This window comes from Prevotella sp. MGM2 (assembly GCF_002933955.1).
Lineage (GTDB): Bacteria > Bacteroidota > Bacteroidia > Bacteroidales > Bacteroidaceae > Alloprevotella.
Map to the genome: position 1 here is coordinate 1 of NZ_BEWW01000122.1, position 16609 is coordinate 16609.

The 16609-nt window shown below is 42.5% G+C and carries 30 protein-coding genes; all 30 read left to right on the top strand.

The window, feature by feature from the left end:
* Positions 1 to 437: 437 nt before the first annotated feature.
* Complete coding sequence (rplC, locus tag C5S62_RS02635) at positions 438 to 1055, top strand: 50S ribosomal protein L3 (protein ID WP_104403930.1); 618 nt, start codon at positions 438 to 440, stop codon at positions 1053 to 1055.
* Between the two features lie 3 nt (positions 1056 to 1058).
* Positions 1059 to 1688: a 50S ribosomal protein L4 gene (rplD, locus tag C5S62_RS02640; protein WP_104403931.1), complete on the top strand. Its 630-nt coding sequence runs from the start codon at positions 1059 to 1061 to the stop codon at positions 1686 to 1688.
* Between the two features lie 15 nt (positions 1689 to 1703).
* Positions 1704 to 1994, top strand: coding sequence for a 50S ribosomal protein L23 (gene rplW, locus C5S62_RS02645; protein WP_104403932.1), 291 nt, complete (start codon positions 1704 to 1706; stop codon positions 1992 to 1994).
* 7 nt (positions 1995 to 2001) lie between these two features.
* A complete protein-coding gene (gene rplB, locus C5S62_RS02650; RefSeq protein WP_104403933.1) occupies positions 2002 to 2826 on the top strand; it encodes a 50S ribosomal protein L2 in 825 nt (274 codons plus the stop codon).
* A 25-nt stretch (positions 2827 to 2851) separates the two neighbouring features.
* Complete coding sequence (gene rpsS / locus C5S62_RS02655) at positions 2852 to 3121, top strand: 30S ribosomal protein S19 (RefSeq protein WP_104403934.1); 270 nt, start codon at positions 2852 to 2854, stop codon at positions 3119 to 3121.
* Between the two features lie 40 nt (positions 3122 to 3161).
* Positions 3162 to 3560: a 50S ribosomal protein L22 gene (gene rplV, locus C5S62_RS02660; protein ID WP_104403935.1), complete on the top strand. Its 399-nt coding sequence runs from the start codon at positions 3162 to 3164 to the stop codon at positions 3558 to 3560.
* A gap of 11 nt (positions 3561 to 3571) precedes the next feature.
* Positions 3572 to 4303, top strand: coding sequence for a 30S ribosomal protein S3 (rpsC, locus tag C5S62_RS02665; protein ID WP_104403936.1), 732 nt, complete (start codon positions 3572 to 3574; stop codon positions 4301 to 4303).
* Positions 4304 to 4328: 25 nt separating this feature from the next.
* A complete protein-coding gene (gene rplP / locus C5S62_RS02670; RefSeq protein ID WP_104403937.1) occupies positions 4329 to 4754 on the top strand; it encodes a 50S ribosomal protein L16 in 426 nt (141 codons plus the stop codon).
* A 2-nt stretch (positions 4755 to 4756) separates the two neighbouring features.
* A complete protein-coding gene (gene rpmC, locus C5S62_RS02675) occupies positions 4757 to 4951 on the top strand; it encodes a 50S ribosomal protein L29 (protein ID WP_104403938.1) in 195 nt (64 codons plus the stop codon).
* Between the two features lie 2 nt (positions 4952 to 4953).
* Positions 4954 to 5220 (top strand): 30S ribosomal protein S17, encoded by a 267-nt coding sequence (gene rpsQ, locus C5S62_RS02680; protein ID WP_104403939.1) that lies wholly within the window; start codon positions 4954 to 4956, stop codon positions 5218 to 5220.
* Between the two features lie 2 nt (positions 5221 to 5222).
* Positions 5223 to 5588, top strand: a complete 366-nt coding sequence (gene rplN / locus C5S62_RS02685) for a 50S ribosomal protein L14 (RefSeq protein WP_104403940.1) — start codon at positions 5223 to 5225, stop codon at positions 5586 to 5588.
* A gap of 20 nt (positions 5589 to 5608) precedes the next feature.
* The gene (rplX, locus tag C5S62_RS02690; protein WP_104403941.1) at positions 5609 to 5929 is read left to right on the top strand and encodes a 50S ribosomal protein L24; all 321 of its coding nucleotides are present in this window, start codon (positions 5609 to 5611) and stop codon (positions 5927 to 5929) included.
* Positions 5929 to 6486, top strand: coding sequence for a 50S ribosomal protein L5 (rplE, locus tag C5S62_RS02695; RefSeq protein WP_104403942.1), 558 nt, complete (start codon positions 5929 to 5931; stop codon positions 6484 to 6486). The genes rplX and rplE overlap by 1 nt, the downstream gene beginning before the upstream one ends.
* Before the next feature lie 8 nt (positions 6487 to 6494).
* Positions 6495 to 6797 carry a 30S ribosomal protein S14 gene (gene rpsN / locus C5S62_RS02700; RefSeq protein ID WP_104403943.1) on the top strand — a complete coding sequence of 101 codons (303 nt, stop codon included), beginning with the start codon at positions 6495 to 6497 and terminating at the stop codon, positions 6795 to 6797.
* 60 nt (positions 6798 to 6857) lie between these two features.
* Positions 6858 to 7253, top strand: coding sequence for a 30S ribosomal protein S8 (rpsH, locus tag C5S62_RS02705; protein ID WP_104403944.1), 396 nt, complete (start codon positions 6858 to 6860; stop codon positions 7251 to 7253).
* A gap of 16 nt (positions 7254 to 7269) precedes the next feature.
* Positions 7270 to 7839: a 50S ribosomal protein L6 gene (gene rplF, locus C5S62_RS02710; RefSeq protein WP_104403945.1), complete on the top strand. Its 570-nt coding sequence runs from the start codon at positions 7270 to 7272 to the stop codon at positions 7837 to 7839.
* 18 nt (positions 7840 to 7857) lie between these two features.
* The gene (rplR, locus tag C5S62_RS02715; RefSeq protein WP_104403946.1) at positions 7858 to 8202 is read left to right on the top strand and encodes a 50S ribosomal protein L18; all 345 of its coding nucleotides are present in this window, start codon (positions 7858 to 7860) and stop codon (positions 8200 to 8202) included.
* A complete protein-coding gene (gene rpsE, locus C5S62_RS02720) occupies positions 8203 to 8715 on the top strand; it encodes a 30S ribosomal protein S5 (protein WP_172486294.1) in 513 nt (170 codons plus the stop codon).
* 7 nt (positions 8716 to 8722) lie between these two features.
* Positions 8723 to 8899 carry a 50S ribosomal protein L30 gene (gene rpmD / locus C5S62_RS02725; RefSeq protein ID WP_104403947.1) on the top strand — a complete coding sequence of 59 codons (177 nt, stop codon included), beginning with the start codon at positions 8723 to 8725 and terminating at the stop codon, positions 8897 to 8899.
* 19 nt (positions 8900 to 8918) lie between these two features.
* Complete coding sequence (gene rplO / locus C5S62_RS02730; protein ID WP_104403948.1) at positions 8919 to 9365, top strand: 50S ribosomal protein L15; 447 nt, start codon at positions 8919 to 8921, stop codon at positions 9363 to 9365.
* Positions 9366 to 9383: 18 nt separating this feature from the next.
* Positions 9384 to 10730: a preprotein translocase subunit SecY gene (gene secY / locus C5S62_RS02735; RefSeq protein WP_104403949.1), complete on the top strand. Its 1347-nt coding sequence runs from the start codon at positions 9384 to 9386 to the stop codon at positions 10728 to 10730.
* Between the two features lie 14 nt (positions 10731 to 10744).
* Positions 10745 to 11539 carry a type I methionyl aminopeptidase gene (map, locus tag C5S62_RS02740; protein WP_104403950.1) on the top strand — a complete coding sequence of 265 codons (795 nt, stop codon included), beginning with the start codon at positions 10745 to 10747 and terminating at the stop codon, positions 11537 to 11539.
* A gap of 1 nt (position 11540) precedes the next feature.
* Positions 11541 to 11759, top strand: a complete 219-nt coding sequence (infA, locus tag C5S62_RS02745; RefSeq protein ID WP_104403951.1) for a translation initiation factor IF-1 — start codon at positions 11541 to 11543, stop codon at positions 11757 to 11759.
* Between the two features lie 11 nt (positions 11760 to 11770).
* The gene (gene rpmJ / locus C5S62_RS02750) at positions 11771 to 11887 is read left to right on the top strand and encodes a 50S ribosomal protein L36 (RefSeq protein ID WP_004352823.1); all 117 of its coding nucleotides are present in this window, start codon (positions 11771 to 11773) and stop codon (positions 11885 to 11887) included.
* Between the two features lie 31 nt (positions 11888 to 11918).
* Entirely contained in the window at positions 11919 to 12299 is a 381-nt protein-coding gene (gene rpsM, locus C5S62_RS02755; RefSeq protein WP_104403952.1) for a 30S ribosomal protein S13, read from the top strand.
* 9 nt (positions 12300 to 12308) lie between these two features.
* On the top strand, positions 12309 to 12698 hold the full coding sequence (rpsK, locus tag C5S62_RS02760; RefSeq protein ID WP_104403953.1) for a 30S ribosomal protein S11: 390 nt from the start codon (positions 12309 to 12311) through the stop codon (positions 12696 to 12698).
* 36 nt (positions 12699 to 12734) lie between these two features.
* Positions 12735 to 13343, top strand: coding sequence for a 30S ribosomal protein S4 (gene rpsD, locus C5S62_RS02765; RefSeq protein WP_104403954.1), 609 nt, complete (start codon positions 12735 to 12737; stop codon positions 13341 to 13343).
* An 18-nt stretch (positions 13344 to 13361) separates the two neighbouring features.
* Positions 13362 to 14354 carry a DNA-directed RNA polymerase subunit alpha gene (locus C5S62_RS02770; RefSeq protein ID WP_104403955.1) on the top strand — a complete coding sequence of 331 codons (993 nt, stop codon included), beginning with the start codon at positions 13362 to 13364 and terminating at the stop codon, positions 14352 to 14354.
* A gap of 8 nt (positions 14355 to 14362) precedes the next feature.
* Positions 14363 to 14836 carry a 50S ribosomal protein L17 gene (rplQ, locus tag C5S62_RS02775; protein ID WP_104403956.1) on the top strand — a complete coding sequence of 158 codons (474 nt, stop codon included), beginning with the start codon at positions 14363 to 14365 and terminating at the stop codon, positions 14834 to 14836.
* Positions 14837 to 15296: 460 nt separating this feature from the next.
* A partial coding sequence (locus tag C5S62_RS02780; RefSeq protein WP_148665645.1) for an AAA family ATPase occupies positions 15297 to 16609 on the top strand: 1313 nt, incomplete at its 3' end.

Genomic DNA, 16609 nt, shown 5'->3' on the forward strand with positions numbered 1-16609 from the left:
ACGAATAATTGGAATTTAAATTGCAATACGGGGATTTTTGGGTAAGAATATGGCAGAAAAAACTTTGAAAACATCGTAAAAACATAGAAAAAGCGAGGCTTTCTGTAAGGAGGCCCCGCTTCGCTTTTACAAAGATAGTGAATTTTTCTGCAAAAAGCAAGAAATGTTAAAATGATAGGACGAGATGTTTCGTAATCCCATGAAGAAGATCTGGAATCGTCTTTTTCGCTGATTTTCTGAATAAAAGATAAAGAAATATTTGCAGTTTCCGTAAAAAGTTGTAACTTTGCACACCGAAAAGTAGGAAACGTAAGATAACTGCTTTGTTTTGAAGGGCTTCGCCCGTGTTAGAAATAACGCTCCGCCCCATGGTGTAAATGCAGTGTGGGCTACGGAAAGGAAAAATTACTTAATATTTTATATAAATAAAAACTGAAATGCCAGGATTATTAGGAAAGAAAATCGGAATGACATCCGTTTTCGGTGCCGACGGCAAAAACGTGCCGTGCACTGTTATCGAAGTAGGTCCTTGTGTGGTAACTCAGATTAAAAGTGTTGAAAAAGATGGTTATGCCGCTGTTCAGGTGGGTTTCCAGGAAGCAAAGGAGAAGAATACTTCCGCTCCTTTGATGGGACACTTTAAGAAAGCTGGAGTTACGCCCAAGCGTCACTTGGCCGAGTTCAAGGGTTTTGAACAAGAACTGAACTTGGGGGACACTCTGACCGTCGAGCTTTTCAGCGATGCTGAGTATGTAGACGTGGTTGGTACGTCAAAAGGTAAAGGTTTTCAGGGTGTTGTGAAGCGCCATGGTTTCGGTGGTGTCGGTCAGACTACTCACGGTCAGGATGACCGCTTGCGTAAGCCGGGTTCTATCGGTGCCTGTTCTTATCCCGCCAAAGTGTTCAAAGGAATGCGTATGGGCGGCCAGATGGGCGGCGATCGTGTGACTACCCAGAACTTGAAAGTGTTAAAGGTAATCCCCGAGCACAACCTCCTTCTTATTAAGGGTTCTGTTCCCGGTTGCAAAGGTTCAATCGTAATAATTGAAAAGTAAACAATGGAAGTTAGTGTATTAAATATCAAAGGTGAGGATACCGGTCGTAAGGTTGTCCTTAATGACGCCGTATTTGGCATCGAGCCTAATGATCACGCTATCTACCTCGATGTTAAGCAATATCTTGCTGCACAGCGTCAGGGTACGGCTAAGTCAAAGGAAAGAAGTGAGATGAGCGGTTCTACGCGCAAGCTTGGTCGTCAGAAAGGTGGCGGCGGTGCTCGTAGAGGTGATATCAATTCGCCTGTACTCGTTGGTGGTGCCCGTGTGTTCGGTCCCAAGCCCCGCGATTACGATTTCAAGCTTAATAAGAAGGTGAAGGCTTTGGCCCGTCGCAGTGCCCTTACTTATAAGGCTCAGGAAGGTGCCCTTGTAGTGGTGGAAGACTTCGATATGCAGGCTCCTAAGACTAAAGAATTTATCGAAATCGTAAATAATCTTAAGATTTCTGATAAAAAAGTTTTAGTAGTGTTGTCAGAAGCTAATAAAAATGTATATTTGTCAGCACGCAATTTGCAGAAAGCAAAGGTGGCGATTGCTTCGGATATTAACACTTATGGTGTTCTCAATGCCGGAGTTATGGTTGTGACCGAAAGCGCTATCGGCAAAATTGAGGCTGTCTTAAACAAATAAAGAAGCGACGTAAAAATGGCATATATAGTAAAACCTTTGGTCACTGAGAAAATGACCGGTATTACGGAGAGCGAAAACAAGTTCGGTTTCGTGGTTCGCCCTGAAGCAAACAAACTTCAGATAAAGGCCGAAATCGAAGCCACTTACGGCGTTACTGTTGTGGGCATCAGCACCATGAACTATGCCGGCAAGAATAAGTCACGCTACACTAAGGCAGGCCTGCTCCGTGGTAAGACAAATGCCTTCAAAAAGGCTATCGTAACCCTGAAAGAGGGTGAAACTATCGATTTTTATAGCAATATCTAAATAAAAGATGGCAGTACGTAAATTTAAGCCCACAACACCGGGGCAGAGACACAAAATTATTGGTACGTTCGAAGAAATTACTGCATCCGTACCAGAAAAATCTCTCGTATGCGGTAAGCGTGCAACGGGTGGCCGTAACAATGTCGGTAAGATGACAATGCGTTATCTCGGCGGCGGCCATAAGAGAAAGTTCCGCTTCATCGACTTCAAACGCGAGAAAGACGGTGTGCCCGCAATTGTAAAGACAATCGAATACGATCCGAACCGTTCGGCCCGTATCGCTTTGTTGTTCTATGCGGATGGTGAAAAGCGTTACATTATCGCTCCCAATGGATTGAAGGTTGGTGCCGAAATCATGTCGGGTGCCGAAGCCGCTCCTGAAGTTGGTAATGCCCTTCCCCTGCAGAATATCCCTGTAGGTACGGTTATTCACAACATCGAGCTTCGTCCCGGACAAGGCGCGCTCCTCGTTCGTTCTGCAGGTAACTTCGCGCAGCTGACTTCCCGTGAAGGAAAGTATTGCGTCATCAAGTTGCCTTCTGGCGAAACCCGTCAGATACTTAGTGCTTGCAAAGCTACGATTGGTAGCGTAGGCAATTCCGATCACGCCCTCGAAAGTTCCGGTAAGGCTGGTCGCTCTCGCTGGTTGGGCCGTCGTCCTCACAACCGTGGTGTCGTTATGAACCCCGTAGATCACCCGATGGGTGGTGGTGAAGGTCGTCAGTCCGGTGGTCACCCGCGTTCACGTACAGGTTTGTATGCTAAGGGCTTGAAGACAAGAGCTCCTAAGAAGCAGAGCAACAAGTACATTATCGAAAGACGTAAGAAGTAACAAGCACTAAAAGAATAGATCGTATATGAGTCGTTCACTAAAAAAAGGTCCGTATATCGCTGTCTCCTTGGAAAAGAAGATTCTTGCCATGAATGAAAGCGGCAAGAAAAGCGTCGTTAAAACTTGGGCCAGAGCTTCAATGATATCGCCCGATTTCGTCGGACATACTGTTGCAGTTCATAACGGTAACAAATTTATTCCTGTTTATGTTACGGAAAACATGGTAGGCCACAAGCTCGGTGAGTTCGCACCCACCCGCAAGTTCGGCGGCCATGCCGGAAACAAAAAGAAATAAGCAGGCACCATTCAACCAGAAATAAAAAGAAAAATAATAAATGGGAGCAAGAAAAAGATTAGCGGCTGAAAAACGTAAAGAAGCCCTGAAGACCCAGTATTTTGCAAAATTGCGAAATGTTCCCTCCTCACCGCGCAAAATGCGTTATGTCGTAGACTTGGTTCGCGGCATGGAGGTGAACCGTGCCCTCGGTACACTCAAGTTCTCTAAAAAAGCAGCCTCTCAGGATGTTGAAAAACTTCTGCGTTCGGCTATCGCCAACTGGGAACAGAAAAACGAGCGTAAAGCTGAAGATGGCGAATTGTTCATAACCAAGATTTTTGTTGACGAAGGCGCAACGCTCAAGCGCATGCGTCCTGCTCCGCAGGGAAGAGGTTATCGTATTCGTAAACGTTCAAACCACGTAACCTTGTTCGTGGGCACAAAAAACAATGATTAATAAGTAAAAGTATGGGACAAAAAGTAAATCCGATAAGTAATCGTCTTGGAATTATTCGTGGCTGGGATTCTAACTGGTACGGTGGTTCTAATTTCGGTGACAACTTGCTTGAGGATAGCAAAATCCGTAAGTATCTTGATGCCCGTTTGGCAAAGGCCAGCGTTTCACGCATCGTTATAGAGCGTACTCCCAAACTGATTACCATCACCGTATGCACCTCGCGTCCGGGCCTGATCATTGGTAAAGGTGGCCAAGAAGTTGACAAGCTCAAAGAAGAGTTGAAAAAGGTGACGGACAAAGATGTTCAGATTAATATCTTTGAAGTGAAAAAACCCGACCTTGATGCCACCATCGTAGGTAAGAGCATCGCTCGCCAGGTAGAGGGAAAAATCGCTTATCGCCGTGCCATCAAAATGGCCATTATGAACGCTATGCATGCTGGTGCTGAAGGAATCAAGGTGCAAATCTGCGGTCGTCTTAACGGCGCTGAAATGGCTCGCAAGGAAATGTTCAAAGAAGGACGTACTCCTCTGCACACTTTCCGCGCAGACATCGACTACTGCCAGACGGAAGCCCTTACGAAAGTAGGTCTCCTTGGTATCAAGGTATGGATTTGCCGTGGCGAAGTGTATGGCAAGCGTGACCTCACGCCTAACTTTACGCCTGAGAAAGAAACGGGTCGCGGTAACGGCTATGGTGATCGTGGTCGCAAATTCCGTGGCAAGAGAAACAACAACCGTTAATTTACCACATTACTGTTAGAGTATTATGTTACAACCGAAAAGAACAAAATACAGAAGACCGCAAAAAGGTCGTTGCAAAGGCAATGCCCAGCGCGGTAATCAATTGGCATTCGGTAGCTTCGGCATTAAGAGCTTGGATACACACTGGCTCACCGGTCGCCAAATTGAAGCTGCACGTATCGCAATGACGCGTTATATGCAGCGTGAGGGACAGAGCTGGATACGCATCTTCCCCGATAAACCAATCACCAAGAAGCCTGCCGATGTACGTATGGGTAAAGGTAAAGGTGATCCTGTAGGTTATGTGTTCCCCATCACGCCGGGTCGCATTATCTTCGAAATAGAAGGAGTACCTTTCGAGGTAGCCAAAGAGGCTCTGCGACTTGCCGCACAGAAGCTTCCTGTGACCACGAAGTTTATTGTTAGACATGACTACGACCAAAACGCTTGATTATGAAAATTGCAGAAATTAGACAAATTCCGGCTAACGAGTTGGCTGAAAGAATTGATACTGAGGTTGCAAAGTACAATCAGATGCTCCTCAACCACAGCATCTCTCCTCTGGAAAATCCTGCACAGATCAAAACTGCGCGTCGTACCATTGCCCGCATGAAAACTGTGTTGAGAGAAATTGAACTTAACAAATAATAATGGCCCAGATGGAAGCTAGAAATTTAAGAAAAACAAGACAGGGTGTTGTTATTAGCAACAAAATGGATAAAACCATTGTCGTTGCTGCCAAGTTCAAAGAGAAGCACCCGATTTATGGTAAATTTATCTCCAAAACAAAAAAATATCATGCTCACGACGAGAAGAATGATTGCAACGTAGGTGATACGGTGTTGATTATGGAAACCCGCCCTTTGAGCAAAACCAAACGTTGGAGAGTTGTAGAAATTGTAGAAAGAGCTAAGTAATTATGATACAAGCAGAATCCAGACTTACAGTAGCTGACAACAGCGGTGCTCGCGAAGCACTCTGCATCCGCGTGTTGGGTGGTACGAAGCGTCGTTATGCTTCTGTTGGCGATGTGATTGTCGTTTCCGTAAAGAGCGTCATCCCATCGAGTGATATTAAAAAGGGTGCCGTATCTAAGGCTTTGATTGTACGTACCAAGAAGGAAATTCGTCGTGCCGATGGTTCTTATATCCGTTTTGATGACAATGCTTGCGTGCTCCTGAACAATGCAGGCGAATTGAGAGGTAGTCGCATCTTCGGTCCGGTAGCGCGTGAATTGCGTGCTGTCAACATGAAAGTCGTTTCCTTGGCACCTGAGGTCCTTTAATCCAGTAAACAGAATTCGTAATGACTAAGTTACATATCAAAAAAGGCGATACCGTCTATGTTAATGCTGGTGAAGACAAGGGTAAGACAGGTAAGGTTACCAAGGTCCTTGTTGAGAAGCAGCGCGCAATCGTTGAGGGTGTAAACTTTGTTTCTAAAAGCCAGAAACCAAGTGCGAAGAATCCTCAAGGTGGCATTGTAAAAATGGAAGCTCCCATTCATATCTCAAACTTGAATGTGGTAGATCCTAAAAGTGGTAAACCGACACGCATTGGCCGTCGTAAGAACGAAGAAGGCAAGTTGGTTCGTTATGCAAAAAAATCAGGAGAGGAGATTAAGTAATGAGTAATACAGCACAACTTAAGAAGGAATATGCCGAGCGTATTGCTCCGGCTCTCATGAAGCAATTCAATTATTCTTCTTCCATGCAAATACCTGTACTCAAGAAGATTGTTATCAATCAAGGTTTGGGTATGGCTACTGCAGATAAGAAAATTATTGATGTCGCTATCAATGAACTCACTGCAATCACCGGCCAGAAAGCTGTGGCAACAGTTTCACGCAAGGACGTAGCTAACTTTAAGCTTCGTAAGAAAATGCCTATCGGTGTTATGGTTACTCTGCGTCGTGAGCGTATGTACGAATTCTTGGAGAAACTCGTGCGTGTAGCTCTGCCTCGTATCCGTGACTTCAAGGGTATTGAAGGTAAACTTGATGGTCGTGGTAACTATACCCTCGGTATTCAGGAGCAAATAATCTTCCCCGAAATAAACATCGATACCATCGATCGCATTCTTGGTATGAACATAACGTTCGTAACAACGGCAGCTACCGATGAAGAAGGTTACGCACTGCTCAAAGAATTTGGTCTTCCTTTCAAAAACGCTAAAAACAACTAATATACAATATGGCAAAGGAATCTATGAAGGCTCGCGAAGTAAAGAGAGCCAAGTTAGTAGCCAAATATGCAGCAAAACGTGCAGCGTTGAAAGAAATTGTGAACAAGTCAGGTGATCCCGTTGAAGCTTATGAGGCAGCTCGTAAACTTCAGAAGATACCCCGTAACGCAAATCCCATTCGCTTGCACAATCGTTGCAAAATCACTGGTCGTCCTAAAGGATATATCCGTCTTTTTGGTCTTTCTCGTATTCAGTTCCGCGAAATGGCATCAAACGGTCTTATCCCCGGCGTAAAGAAAGCAAGCTGGTAAATTTATTTATATTTCTTAATATTGTCGGGGTAGTCCCGATTAATTAAAATTATTATTTATATGACTGATCCAATAGCAGATTATTTGACGCGGTTGCGCAACGCTATTCAAGCAAAGCATCGTGTGGTTGAAGTGCCCGCATCAAATTTGAAGAAGGACATCACTAAGATCCTTTTTGAGAAAGGATACATTCTCAACTACAAGTTTGAGGAAGATGGTCCTCAGGGAACAATCAAAATTGCTTTGAAGTATAATCCTCAAAGCAAAGTCAATGCTATCAAGAGCTTGACCCGTGTATCCACTCCAGGTATGCGTAAGTATACCGGTTATCGTGATATGCCGAGAGTTATTAACGGACTTGGTATTGCCATCATTTCCACGTCCAAAGGTGTCATGACTGACAAAGAGGCTGCCGAACTCAAGATTGGCGGCGAAGTGCTTTGCTACGTTTATTAATTGAGGGAGGAACAATATGTCTAGAATAGGTAAATTGCCGATTAACATTCCTGCAGGCGTTACAGTTACCCTGAAGGATAATGTAGTGTCTGTAAAAGGACCGAAGGGTGAATTAAGCCAAGCTGTTGATCCTTCTATTATTGTCACCATCGAAAACAACGAGATTACATTCGCTATCGATGAGAAGAATGATTCTGTGGAACAGAAGCAGAAGCAGGCTTTCCATGGTCTTTACAGATCACTCGTAAACAATATGGTTGTTGGGGTTTCTGAAGGCTATAAGAAAGAAATGGAGCTTGTAGGTGTAGGTTATCGTGTTTCAAATCAGGGCAATTTGATAGAATTTGCTCTTGGTTATACACATAGCATCTTCCTCCAGTTGCCGAATGAAATCAAGGTTGAAACAAAGTCTGAAAGAAATAAGAACCCGTATATTTGCCTGGAATCTTGCGATAAGCAACTTTTAGGTCTTGTATGTGCTAAAATCCGTTCTTTCCGCAAGCCTGAACCTTATAAGGGTAAAGGTATTTTGTATGTTGGCGAGCAGATTCGTAGAAAGTCTGGTAAGTCAGCTGGTGCTAAGTAATTTTAATTGGATAAGATTATGACTACGAAAAAAGAACAAAGACGCATCAAAATTAAATATCGGGTACGTAATAAAATCTCAGGTACTGCTGAACGTCCCCGTTTGACTGTCTTTAGAAGTAACAAGCAGATTTACGTTCAAATCATCAACGACGAAACAGCTTCCACATTAGTAGCGGCTTCTTCTCTTGGTATGGAAGCCATGCCTAAGAAAGAACAGGCAGCGAAAGTCGGAGAACTCGTTGCAAAAAAAGCCATTGAGGCAGGTATAACCCAGGTCGTTTTCGATCGTAATGGTTACTTGTACCATGGTCGTGTAAAAGAAGTTGCAGACGGTGCCCGCAATGGCGGACTTAAATTCTAAATGATTATGGCAAACAGAGTAATAGTTAATAGCGAAGAATTAAAAGATAGACTCGTTGCTATCAATCGTGTGGTTAAAGTGACCAAAGGTGGTCGTACTTTTACATTTGCCGCTATTGTTGTAGTTGGTGATGGTAAAGGTGTCATTGGCTGCGGTCTTGGTAAAGCAGGAGAAGTTACAGCTGCAATCGCCAAAGGCGTAGAAGCTGCTAAGAAGAATCTCATAAAGGTTCCTATTATCAAAGGTACAGTACCTCATGAGCAAGCAGCTAAGTTTGGTGGTGCCGAAGTACTGATTCTTCCTGCTTCTGAAGGTACTGGTGTTGTTGCCGGTGGTGCAATGCGCGCCGTACTTGATAGTGTTGGCATAAAGGATGTGCTTGCTAAGTCAAAGGGATCTTCAAATCCTCATAATTTAGTAAAAGCAACGATTTTGGCATTGAGTGAAATGCGTGATGCCAAAACAATTGCTCAGCACCGTGGTATTTCTATGGAAAAAGTATTCAGAGGATAAATTGACTATGGCAACTATAAAGATTAAGCAAATTAAGAGCAGAATCGGTGCAAGCATCGATCAGAAAAGAACGCTTGATGCTCTGGGCCTCACGAAAATGCATCGTATGGTGGAGAAAGAAGATAATGCTTCTCTGCGTGGCATGATTAATAAGGTTCATCATTTGGTAACTGTCGTAGACTAATTTTACTAAAAAGAAAGTTATGAAATTACATACTTTAAAACCTGCTAGTGGTTCTACGCACTCACGTAAGAGAATAGGTCGCGGTCCGGGTTCGGGCATGGGTGGCACTTCAACGCGTGGTCACAAAGGTGCTAAGCAGCGTTCCGGTTATAGCAAGAAAATAGGTTTCGAAGGCGGCCAGATGCCTTTACAGCGTCGTTTGCCTAAATTCGGCTTTAAAAACATTAATCGTGTAGAATATAAGGCTATCAATCTTTCAACTATTCAAGGTTTGGCTGAAGCTAAAGGTCTTCAGAAAGTTGGTGTGGAGGAATTGATCGCTGCCGGATTTATTTCTTCGAAACAGTTGGTTAAGGTACTTGGCAATGGCCAGATAACTTCCGCAATAGAAGTTTTGGCTCACGCTTTTTCTAAAAGTGCTGAAACTGCTATTCAAGCAGCTGGTGGTACCGCTACAAAAATTTAATGGTAAGTCTCTCTATCAATGAAAAAAATAATCGAGACTGTAAAGAACATTTGGAGAATTGAGGATTTGAAAACTCGAATCCTCATAACTCTCCTTTTTGTTGCTATCTATCGCTTTGGCTCATTTATCGTGTTGCCTGGTATTGACCCCGGTCCTTCGGGACTGAAAGGATTACAGGATCAGACCAATGAAGGCCTTATGTCTTTGTTGAACATGTTTTCCGGTGGTGCTTTTTCCAATGCTTCTGTTTTTGCATTAGGTATTATGCCTTATATTTCAGCATCTATTGTTATACAATTGCTTGCTGTAGCTGTGCCTTATTTTCAGAAGATGCAACGTGAAGGGGAAAGTGGTAGAAGAAAAATTAATCAGTATACACGCTGGTTGACAATCGCAATTTTGGTGTTCCAGGCACCTGCTTATTTGATAAACTTGCATAATCAAGTAGGTGGAGCTTTTCGTGTGGAAATGGGCATCGAGTTTATGATATCGTCTACGATTATCCTTGCGGCCGGGAGTATGTTTATACTTTGGTTGGGCGAACGTATCACAGATAAAGGTATAGGTAACGGTGTTTCCATTATTATCATGATTGGTATTATAGCCCGTCTTCCTGAGTCTTTAGGACAAGAATTCCTCCAGTCTTTATCAGGTAGTGAGAATGGTGGTTTGGTGAAATTCCTTTTTGAAATCATAGTATTGCTATTTGTGATGGCTTTTGCTATTTTATTAGTAAAGGCTACTCGTAAAGTCCCCGTTCAGTATGCAAAGCGTATTGAGGGAGGCAAACAATATGGCGGTGCTCGTCAGTATATCCCATTGAAGCTTTTTGCAGCTAACGTAATGCCTATCATCTTTGCTCAGGCTATTATGTTCATTCCGCTTACTATAGCTTCTTCTTTGGGTAATGTTGACGGTTTTTTGGGAAATTTCAGCAATCATACGAGCATACCCTATAATGTTGTGTTAGTTATTCTTATTATTGCTTTCACATATTTTTATACGGCAATCACCCTTAATCCTGTTCAAATGGCAGAAGATATGAAGCGTAATAATGGGTTTATTCCTGGTGTTAAACCTGGCAAGCCCACTGCCGATTATCTTGATACGGTGATGTCTCGTCTGCTTTTTCCTGGTTCTTTGTTCATTTCCGTAATTGCTATTTTGCCTGCTTTTGCCAGCGGTTTGCTTGGTATCAGTTCCGGATTCGCACAATTCTTTGGAGGAACTTCCTTGCTCATTTTAGTGGGAGTTGTTATGGATACTCTCCAGCAAATCGAGAGTCACTTGTTGGTACGTCGTTATGACGGATTGCTTAATTCCGGGCATGTGCGTTCCCAAGCAGGTAATATCTCTGCCTATTAATTAAAACGGGCTTGATGATTTATTTGAAGACTGATGATGAAATAGAGTTGTTGCGCAAAGCTAATTTATTGGTAAGCGCAACACTCACTGAAATAGCTAAGATTATTCGTCCTGGAATAACGACTTTGCAAATGGATTCCTTGGCCGAACAATTTATAAGGGATAATGGTGCGGTTCCAACTTTTAAGGGATTTCCTAATCCTTATGGTTCTGCATTTCCTGCATCAATTTGTACATCTGTTAATGATGTAGTTGTGCATGGTATCCCCAATGACACTCCATTGAAAGATGGTGATATTGTTTCGGTAGATTGTGGAACATTGCTTGATGGCTTTTGTGGTGATTCTTGTTACACTTTTTGTGTAGGAGAAGTTAAGCCGGAGGTAAAAGCTTTATTGGAGACAACAAAAGCTGCACTCTATAATGCTATTGAGACAGCTATTCCAGGAAAGCGATTAGGAGATATTGGCTATGCTGTTCAGTCCTTGTGCGAAAGTAAAGGATATGGTGTGGTCCGTGAATTTGTAGGTCATGGCATAGGTCGTGAAATGCATGAGGATCCGCAAGTTCCCAATTATGGAAAACGTGGTACCGGCAAGCAGTTGAAAAACGGTTTGTGCATAGCCATAGAGCCAATGATAACTATGGGTACTCATGAAATTATGATGAAAGAAGACCGCTGGAGTGTGGCAACGCGCGATGGTCGATTCGCTGCTCATTTTGAGCATACGATAGCAATTCATCATGGCAAAGCTGATATTATGTCATCATTTGAACAAATAGAAGAAATAGAAAGACAGTTAAATTAATATGGCAAAACAAACCGCTATAGAACAAGACGGAACGATTGTTGAAGCTTTGAGCAATGCAATGTTTCGTGTCGAATTAGAGAACGGGCATGAAATTACCGCTCACATATCGGGTAAGATGCGTATGCATTACATCAAGATTCTTCCCGGAGATAAGGTGAAGGTAGAAATGAGTCCGTATGACCTTTCTAAAGGGCGCATCGTATTCAGATACAAATAATAAAAACAGATATGAAGACAAGAGCATCTTTAAAGAAACGCACGGCAGACTGTAAAATTGTACGTCGTAAAGGCCGTTTGTTTGTAATTAACAAAAAGAACCCTAAGTTCAAAATGCGTCAGGGTTAATCCAGTTTTCGCAAAATAACTTAATAAGTATATGGCAATAAGAATTGTTGGTGTTGATTTGCCTCAGAACAAGCGAGGCGAAATCGCATTGACCTATATCTACGGAATAGGTCGCAGTAGTTCGGCTAAAATCCTTGATAAGGCCGGCATAGACAGAGATCTTAAAGTTAAGGATTGGACCGATGACCAAGCCGCTAAGATCCGTGAAATCATCGGCGCTGAGTACAAAGTAGAGGGTGACCTCCGTTCTGAAATTCAGTTGAACATCAAGCGCCTGATGGACATTGGTTGCTATCGTGGTGTTCGCCATCGTATTGGTTTGCCTGTTCGCGGTCAGAGCACGAAAAACAATGCTCGTACGCGCAAGGGTCGTAAGAAGACTGTCGCTAACAAGAAAAAAGCTACTAAATAATAAATAGATATGGCAAAGAAAACAGTCGCAGCTAAAAAGAGAAATGTAAAGGTTGACGCTATGGGCCAGTTGCATGTTCATAGTTCTTTCAACAATATCATCGTGTCTTTGGCTAATAGCGAGGGCCAGATTATCTCTTGGTCTTCAGCCGGTAAGATGGGCTTCCGCGGTTCTAAGAAGAACACTCCGTATGCTGCTCAGATGGCAGCTCAGGATTGTGCAAAAGTAGCTTATGATTTAGGTCTCCGCAAAGTGAAAGCTTATGTGAAAGGTCCCGGTAATGGACGTGAGTCTGCCATCCGTGCCTGCCACGGTGCCGGTATCGAAGTAACGGAAATCATTGACGTTACGCCCCTGCCGCACAATGGTTGCCGTCCTCCGAAGAGAAGAAGAGTATAATATTCAGTGTAACGCTTTAAAAGAAAAAGATAAAATATGGCTAGATATATAGGACCTAAGTCTCGTATTGCCCGTAAGTTCGGAGAGGCGATTTTTGGTGCGGATAAAGTGCTTTCCAAGCGTAATTATCCTCCCGGACAGCATGGTAATTCTCGTCGCCGCAAGACTTCCGAGTACGGTGTCATGTTGGCTGAGAAGCAGAAAGCTAAATATACTTACGGTGTTTTAGAGAAACAGTTCCGTAATATGTTTGACAAGGCTGCCGCCTCCAGTGGTATTACTGGTGAGTTGCTACTCCAGGCTTTGGAGTGCCGTCTCGACAATGTCGTTTATCGCCTTGGTATTGCTCCCACCCGTGCAGCTGCCCGCCAGCTTGTGAATCACAAGCACATTACGGTAGACGGCAAGGTGGTTAATATTGCCTCTTTCAGTGTGAAACCTGGTCAGATCGTTGCTGTTCGTGAGAAGTCCAAGTCTCTCGAAGTAATTGCTGACGCTCTTGCAGGTTTCAATCACAGCAAGTATCCTTGGATTGAGTGGGATGAAGCCACAAAGTCCGGAAAATTGCTTCACAAACCCGAGCGTGCTGACATCCCTGAGAATATCAAGGAACAGCTGATTGTCGAGTTGTACTCTAAAAACTAATTAAAACTGATTATTTTCATGGCGATATTAGCATTTCAAAAACCTGACAAAGTAATAATGTTGGAGAACGATGCCAAGTTCGGAAAGTTTGAGTTCCGTCCTTTGGAAACGGGCTTTGGCACGACTGTCGGAAATGCGTTACGCCGTATCCTGCTCTCCTCTCTTGAGGGATTCGCCATCAACACCGTCAAAATTGACGGTGTTGAGCACGAGTTCGCTTCGATATCCGGAGTGCGCGAAGACGTAACCAACATTATTCTCAACCTGAAGCAGGTACGCTTCAAGCAGTTAGTAGAGGAATACGAAACTGAGAAGGTAAGTATCAACATTGCCAATGCCACAGAGTTCAAAGCTGGTGACATCAGCAAATATCTTACTGGATTTGAAGTGTTAAATCCGGAATTGGTGATTTGTCACCTTGATTCCAAAGCCACGATGCAGATTGAACTGACGATTAACAAAGGACGCGGTTATGTTCCGGCCGAAGAAAACCGGGATTTCTGCTCTGATGTCAATCAAATAGCAATCGACTCGATTTACACCCCTATCCGTAATGTGAAATACGTTGTAGAGCCTTATCGTGTGGAACAAAAGACCGACTACGATAAACTTATACTCGAAATCACTACGGACGGTTCCATTCAGCCGAAGGACGCGCTCAAGGAAGCTGCCAAGATTCTCATTTATCACTTTATGCTCTTCTCCGATGAGAAGATTACCATTGAGGATTCCGCCAATATGGACAATGAAGAGTTTGATGAGGAAGTGCTCCACATGCGCCAGTTGCTCAAGACCAAATTGATTGATATGAACCTTTCGGTTCGCGCTCTCAACTGTTTGAAAGCTGCCGATGTGGAAACACTTGGTGATTTGGTACAGTTCAACAAGAATGACCTCTTGAAGTTCCGTAACTTCGGTAAGAAATCGCTCACTGAGCTTGATGATTTGCTCGAGGGTCTGAATCTGTCGTTTGGAACCGACATTTCTAAGTATAAATTAGATAAAGATTAAAAACAAACATGAGACACAATAAGAAATTTAACCATCTGAGCCGTACTGCTTCTCATAGAGCGGCTATGCTTTCCAACATGGCTTGCTCTCTGATCAAGCACAAAAGAATCACTACGACTCTCGCCAAGGCTAAAGCGTTGAAGAAGTACGTTGAGCCGCTGATTACCAAGAGTAAGAACGACACCACGAACTCTCGTCGCGTTGTCTTCAGCTATTTGCAGGACAAGTATGCCGTGACCGAGCTTTTCAAGGAAATTTCCGTTAAGGTGGCTGATCGTCCCGGTGGTTACACGCGCATTATCAAAACCGGTTTCCGTCCCAGCGACGGTGCCGATATGTGCTTCATCGAACTTGTTGATTACGATGAGAATATGGCTAAGACTAAGAAGAAAGCCACGCGTACGCGTCGCTCCAAGAAGTCTGCTGCCGAGGCTCCTGCTGCTGAAGCCGTTGTTGCTGAAGAAGCACCTAAGGCCGAATAATTTAAGGTTATTGTCCAAATATCAAAAGAGGCTGTCTTTCGTCTGGAAGGCAGCTTCTCTTTTTTTGTGTTTATTGAAGGTTGGAGTCTATGTTTCAAATCAACCGGTTCTATCTTCATCCTCTGTACTTGGGATATGTCATCATTAAAAGACTATGTACGTTTAAAGATGATACTATTAAAGGCGAACTATATTCTCGTGGGTTTTACAGACATTTCAAAACTGAGAGTGAGGTGTTCTCTCAAACAGCACACAGAGAGAAGATTTGACCTCAATATAGACGGAGTTTCGCCCGTCATTGGTTCAGGCGACAGACAAGTTTATGGAAGCGTTGGTAATGCCGATAAGGAAACAAAAAGGTATAAAGCTATAATTTATAATATAATTCGTGGTTGTAGAATGTTACATCATGTTTTTGTGTACTTTTGTAGTTGAATTGAGTGTTTAAATTTATAAAACAATGGGGAAAACATTGAAACAATATTGTAGCGAAGTAGATGTTTGGGAAGATTGGCGAGATAATTATAAGCAATTTGTCCCTCAATTTATCAATGAAGCTATTATGAAGGCTAATTGGGAAGATTGGGATGAAACTGTCTTTTATGAATTTTTTGAACGTTCAAGTGATCAATGTGTGTCTTCTCTGAAGCAAGGCTATTTTACTAAAGATGAAAAGCAAACAATAAAATCAAATTGGAGCAAGATTGCACCATTGCTAAAAAATATAGCACAAAATCAGGATATTCCTCAGTGGGAAACATATCAAAAAGTAAAAAAGCAAATAAGAAACTTTACAGCACAAGATAGAAGAGCTGCAACCAATCGGTTGATAGCTTCTTTACAGCCTAATTTATTATGTACAATCGTCAATGAATATCATTTATGGGCATTGTTCGCTAAATTAAAAGAGCATTCTTCTGACACTATTCCGGATTTTATTGGAGGCAATTGGTTTATTAATAGTCACAATATATGTTGCTTGTTCCAAAAAGTATTGCAACCACAAAATGCAATGGATATAATTACATATCCTTGGGAAGTATTACAGCATTTAAGATATATTGAAAAAAAACGAATAGATATGAGCACTTATATTGATACAAAGAAAGCACTTCTTGCAATAAATCAAAATTTAATATTTACGGGAGCTCCAGGTACAGGAAAAACTCATTTGGCTAAACAAATAGCGAAGTCAATTATAGGAGTGAAATCTGATGAAGATTTGGAGAAAACTGAACAATTTGCATTCGTTCAGTTTCATCCTTCTTATGATTATACAGATTTCGTTGAGGGATTGCGTCCAACTCCTCCAGATAGTAATGGTAATATTGGATTTGAAAGAAAGGATGGAATATTCAAAACATTTTGTAAATGTGCCATACAAAGTGAGATTGTCGATATTATAGACAATTTTGAGGATTGTTGGATAAAGCTTATTGATTTGTTAAATAGCCAAGATTTTTTGGAGGTTCCATTACTAAGTGGAAAAGATGTTTTTAAGTTGGAACTAAATGTCAATGGAGATGGTTTGGCAAATAGAACATATGAGAATGGTGATTATGACAAGGGGACTTGGATTCATGGTAAGTCTAAATTCTTCAATAAAGAACAGTTATACAATGTTTATAAAGGACAGTTAGGGATACCTAGTGGAGGTCATGATAATTATAGGAAAGCAATAGTTCAATATATGAAAGAGAATCTTGGACTACAAGATTACTTCAAGGGAAAGGAGAATAAGGGGTCAAGCCGAAATTCCGGTGCATTTGTTAA

What these genes read in the sequence shown, in the direction of transcription:
- rplC (WP_104403930.1), top strand. Translation starts at nt 438, where the DNA reads ATGCCAGGATTATTAGGAAAGAAAATCGGAATGACATCCGTTTTCGGT.
- rplD (WP_104403931.1), top strand. Translation starts at nt 1,059, where the DNA reads ATGGAAGTTAGTGTATTAAATATCAAAGGTGAGGATACCGGTCGTAAG.
- rplW (WP_104403932.1), top strand. Translation starts at nt 1,704, where the DNA reads ATGGCATATATAGTAAAACCTTTGGTCACTGAGAAAATGACCGGTATT.
- rplB (WP_104403933.1), top strand. Translation starts at nt 2,002, where the DNA reads ATGGCAGTACGTAAATTTAAGCCCACAACACCGGGGCAGAGACACAAA.
- rpsS (WP_104403934.1), top strand. Translation starts at nt 2,852, where the DNA reads ATGAGTCGTTCACTAAAAAAAGGTCCGTATATCGCTGTCTCCTTGGAA.
- rplV (WP_104403935.1), top strand. Translation starts at nt 3,162, where the DNA reads ATGGGAGCAAGAAAAAGATTAGCGGCTGAAAAACGTAAAGAAGCCCTG.
- rpsC (WP_104403936.1), top strand. Translation starts at nt 3,572, where the DNA reads ATGGGACAAAAAGTAAATCCGATAAGTAATCGTCTTGGAATTATTCGT.
- rplP (WP_104403937.1), top strand. Translation starts at nt 4,329, where the DNA reads ATGTTACAACCGAAAAGAACAAAATACAGAAGACCGCAAAAAGGTCGT.
- rpmC (WP_104403938.1), top strand. Translation starts at nt 4,757, where the DNA reads ATGAAAATTGCAGAAATTAGACAAATTCCGGCTAACGAGTTGGCTGAA.
- rpsQ (WP_104403939.1), top strand. Translation starts at nt 4,954, where the DNA reads ATGGCCCAGATGGAAGCTAGAAATTTAAGAAAAACAAGACAGGGTGTT.
- rplN (WP_104403940.1), top strand. Translation starts at nt 5,223, where the DNA reads ATGATACAAGCAGAATCCAGACTTACAGTAGCTGACAACAGCGGTGCT.
- rplX (WP_104403941.1), top strand. Translation starts at nt 5,609, where the DNA reads ATGACTAAGTTACATATCAAAAAAGGCGATACCGTCTATGTTAATGCT.
- rplE (WP_104403942.1), top strand. Translation starts at nt 5,929, where the DNA reads ATGAGTAATACAGCACAACTTAAGAAGGAATATGCCGAGCGTATTGCT.
- rpsN (WP_104403943.1), top strand. Translation starts at nt 6,495, where the DNA reads ATGGCAAAGGAATCTATGAAGGCTCGCGAAGTAAAGAGAGCCAAGTTA.
- rpsH (WP_104403944.1), top strand. Translation starts at nt 6,858, where the DNA reads ATGACTGATCCAATAGCAGATTATTTGACGCGGTTGCGCAACGCTATT.
- rplF (WP_104403945.1), top strand. Translation starts at nt 7,270, where the DNA reads ATGTCTAGAATAGGTAAATTGCCGATTAACATTCCTGCAGGCGTTACA.
- rplR (WP_104403946.1), top strand. Translation starts at nt 7,858, where the DNA reads ATGACTACGAAAAAAGAACAAAGACGCATCAAAATTAAATATCGGGTA.
- rpsE (WP_172486294.1), top strand. Translation starts at nt 8,203, where the DNA reads ATGATTATGGCAAACAGAGTAATAGTTAATAGCGAAGAATTAAAAGAT.
- rpmD (WP_104403947.1), top strand. Translation starts at nt 8,723, where the DNA reads ATGGCAACTATAAAGATTAAGCAAATTAAGAGCAGAATCGGTGCAAGC.
- rplO (WP_104403948.1), top strand. Translation starts at nt 8,919, where the DNA reads ATGAAATTACATACTTTAAAACCTGCTAGTGGTTCTACGCACTCACGT.
- secY (WP_104403949.1), top strand. Translation starts at nt 9,384, where the DNA reads ATGAAAAAAATAATCGAGACTGTAAAGAACATTTGGAGAATTGAGGAT.
- map (WP_104403950.1), top strand. Translation starts at nt 10,745, where the DNA reads ATGATTTATTTGAAGACTGATGATGAAATAGAGTTGTTGCGCAAAGCT.
- infA (WP_104403951.1), top strand. Translation starts at nt 11,541, where the DNA reads ATGGCAAAACAAACCGCTATAGAACAAGACGGAACGATTGTTGAAGCT.
- rpmJ (WP_004352823.1), top strand. Translation starts at nt 11,771, where the DNA reads ATGAAGACAAGAGCATCTTTAAAGAAACGCACGGCAGACTGTAAAATT.
- rpsM (WP_104403952.1), top strand. Translation starts at nt 11,919, where the DNA reads ATGGCAATAAGAATTGTTGGTGTTGATTTGCCTCAGAACAAGCGAGGC.
- rpsK (WP_104403953.1), top strand. Translation starts at nt 12,309, where the DNA reads ATGGCAAAGAAAACAGTCGCAGCTAAAAAGAGAAATGTAAAGGTTGAC.
- rpsD (WP_104403954.1), top strand. Translation starts at nt 12,735, where the DNA reads ATGGCTAGATATATAGGACCTAAGTCTCGTATTGCCCGTAAGTTCGGA.
- C5S62_RS02770 (WP_104403955.1), top strand. Translation starts at nt 13,362, where the DNA reads ATGGCGATATTAGCATTTCAAAAACCTGACAAAGTAATAATGTTGGAG.
- rplQ (WP_104403956.1), top strand. Translation starts at nt 14,363, where the DNA reads ATGAGACACAATAAGAAATTTAACCATCTGAGCCGTACTGCTTCTCAT.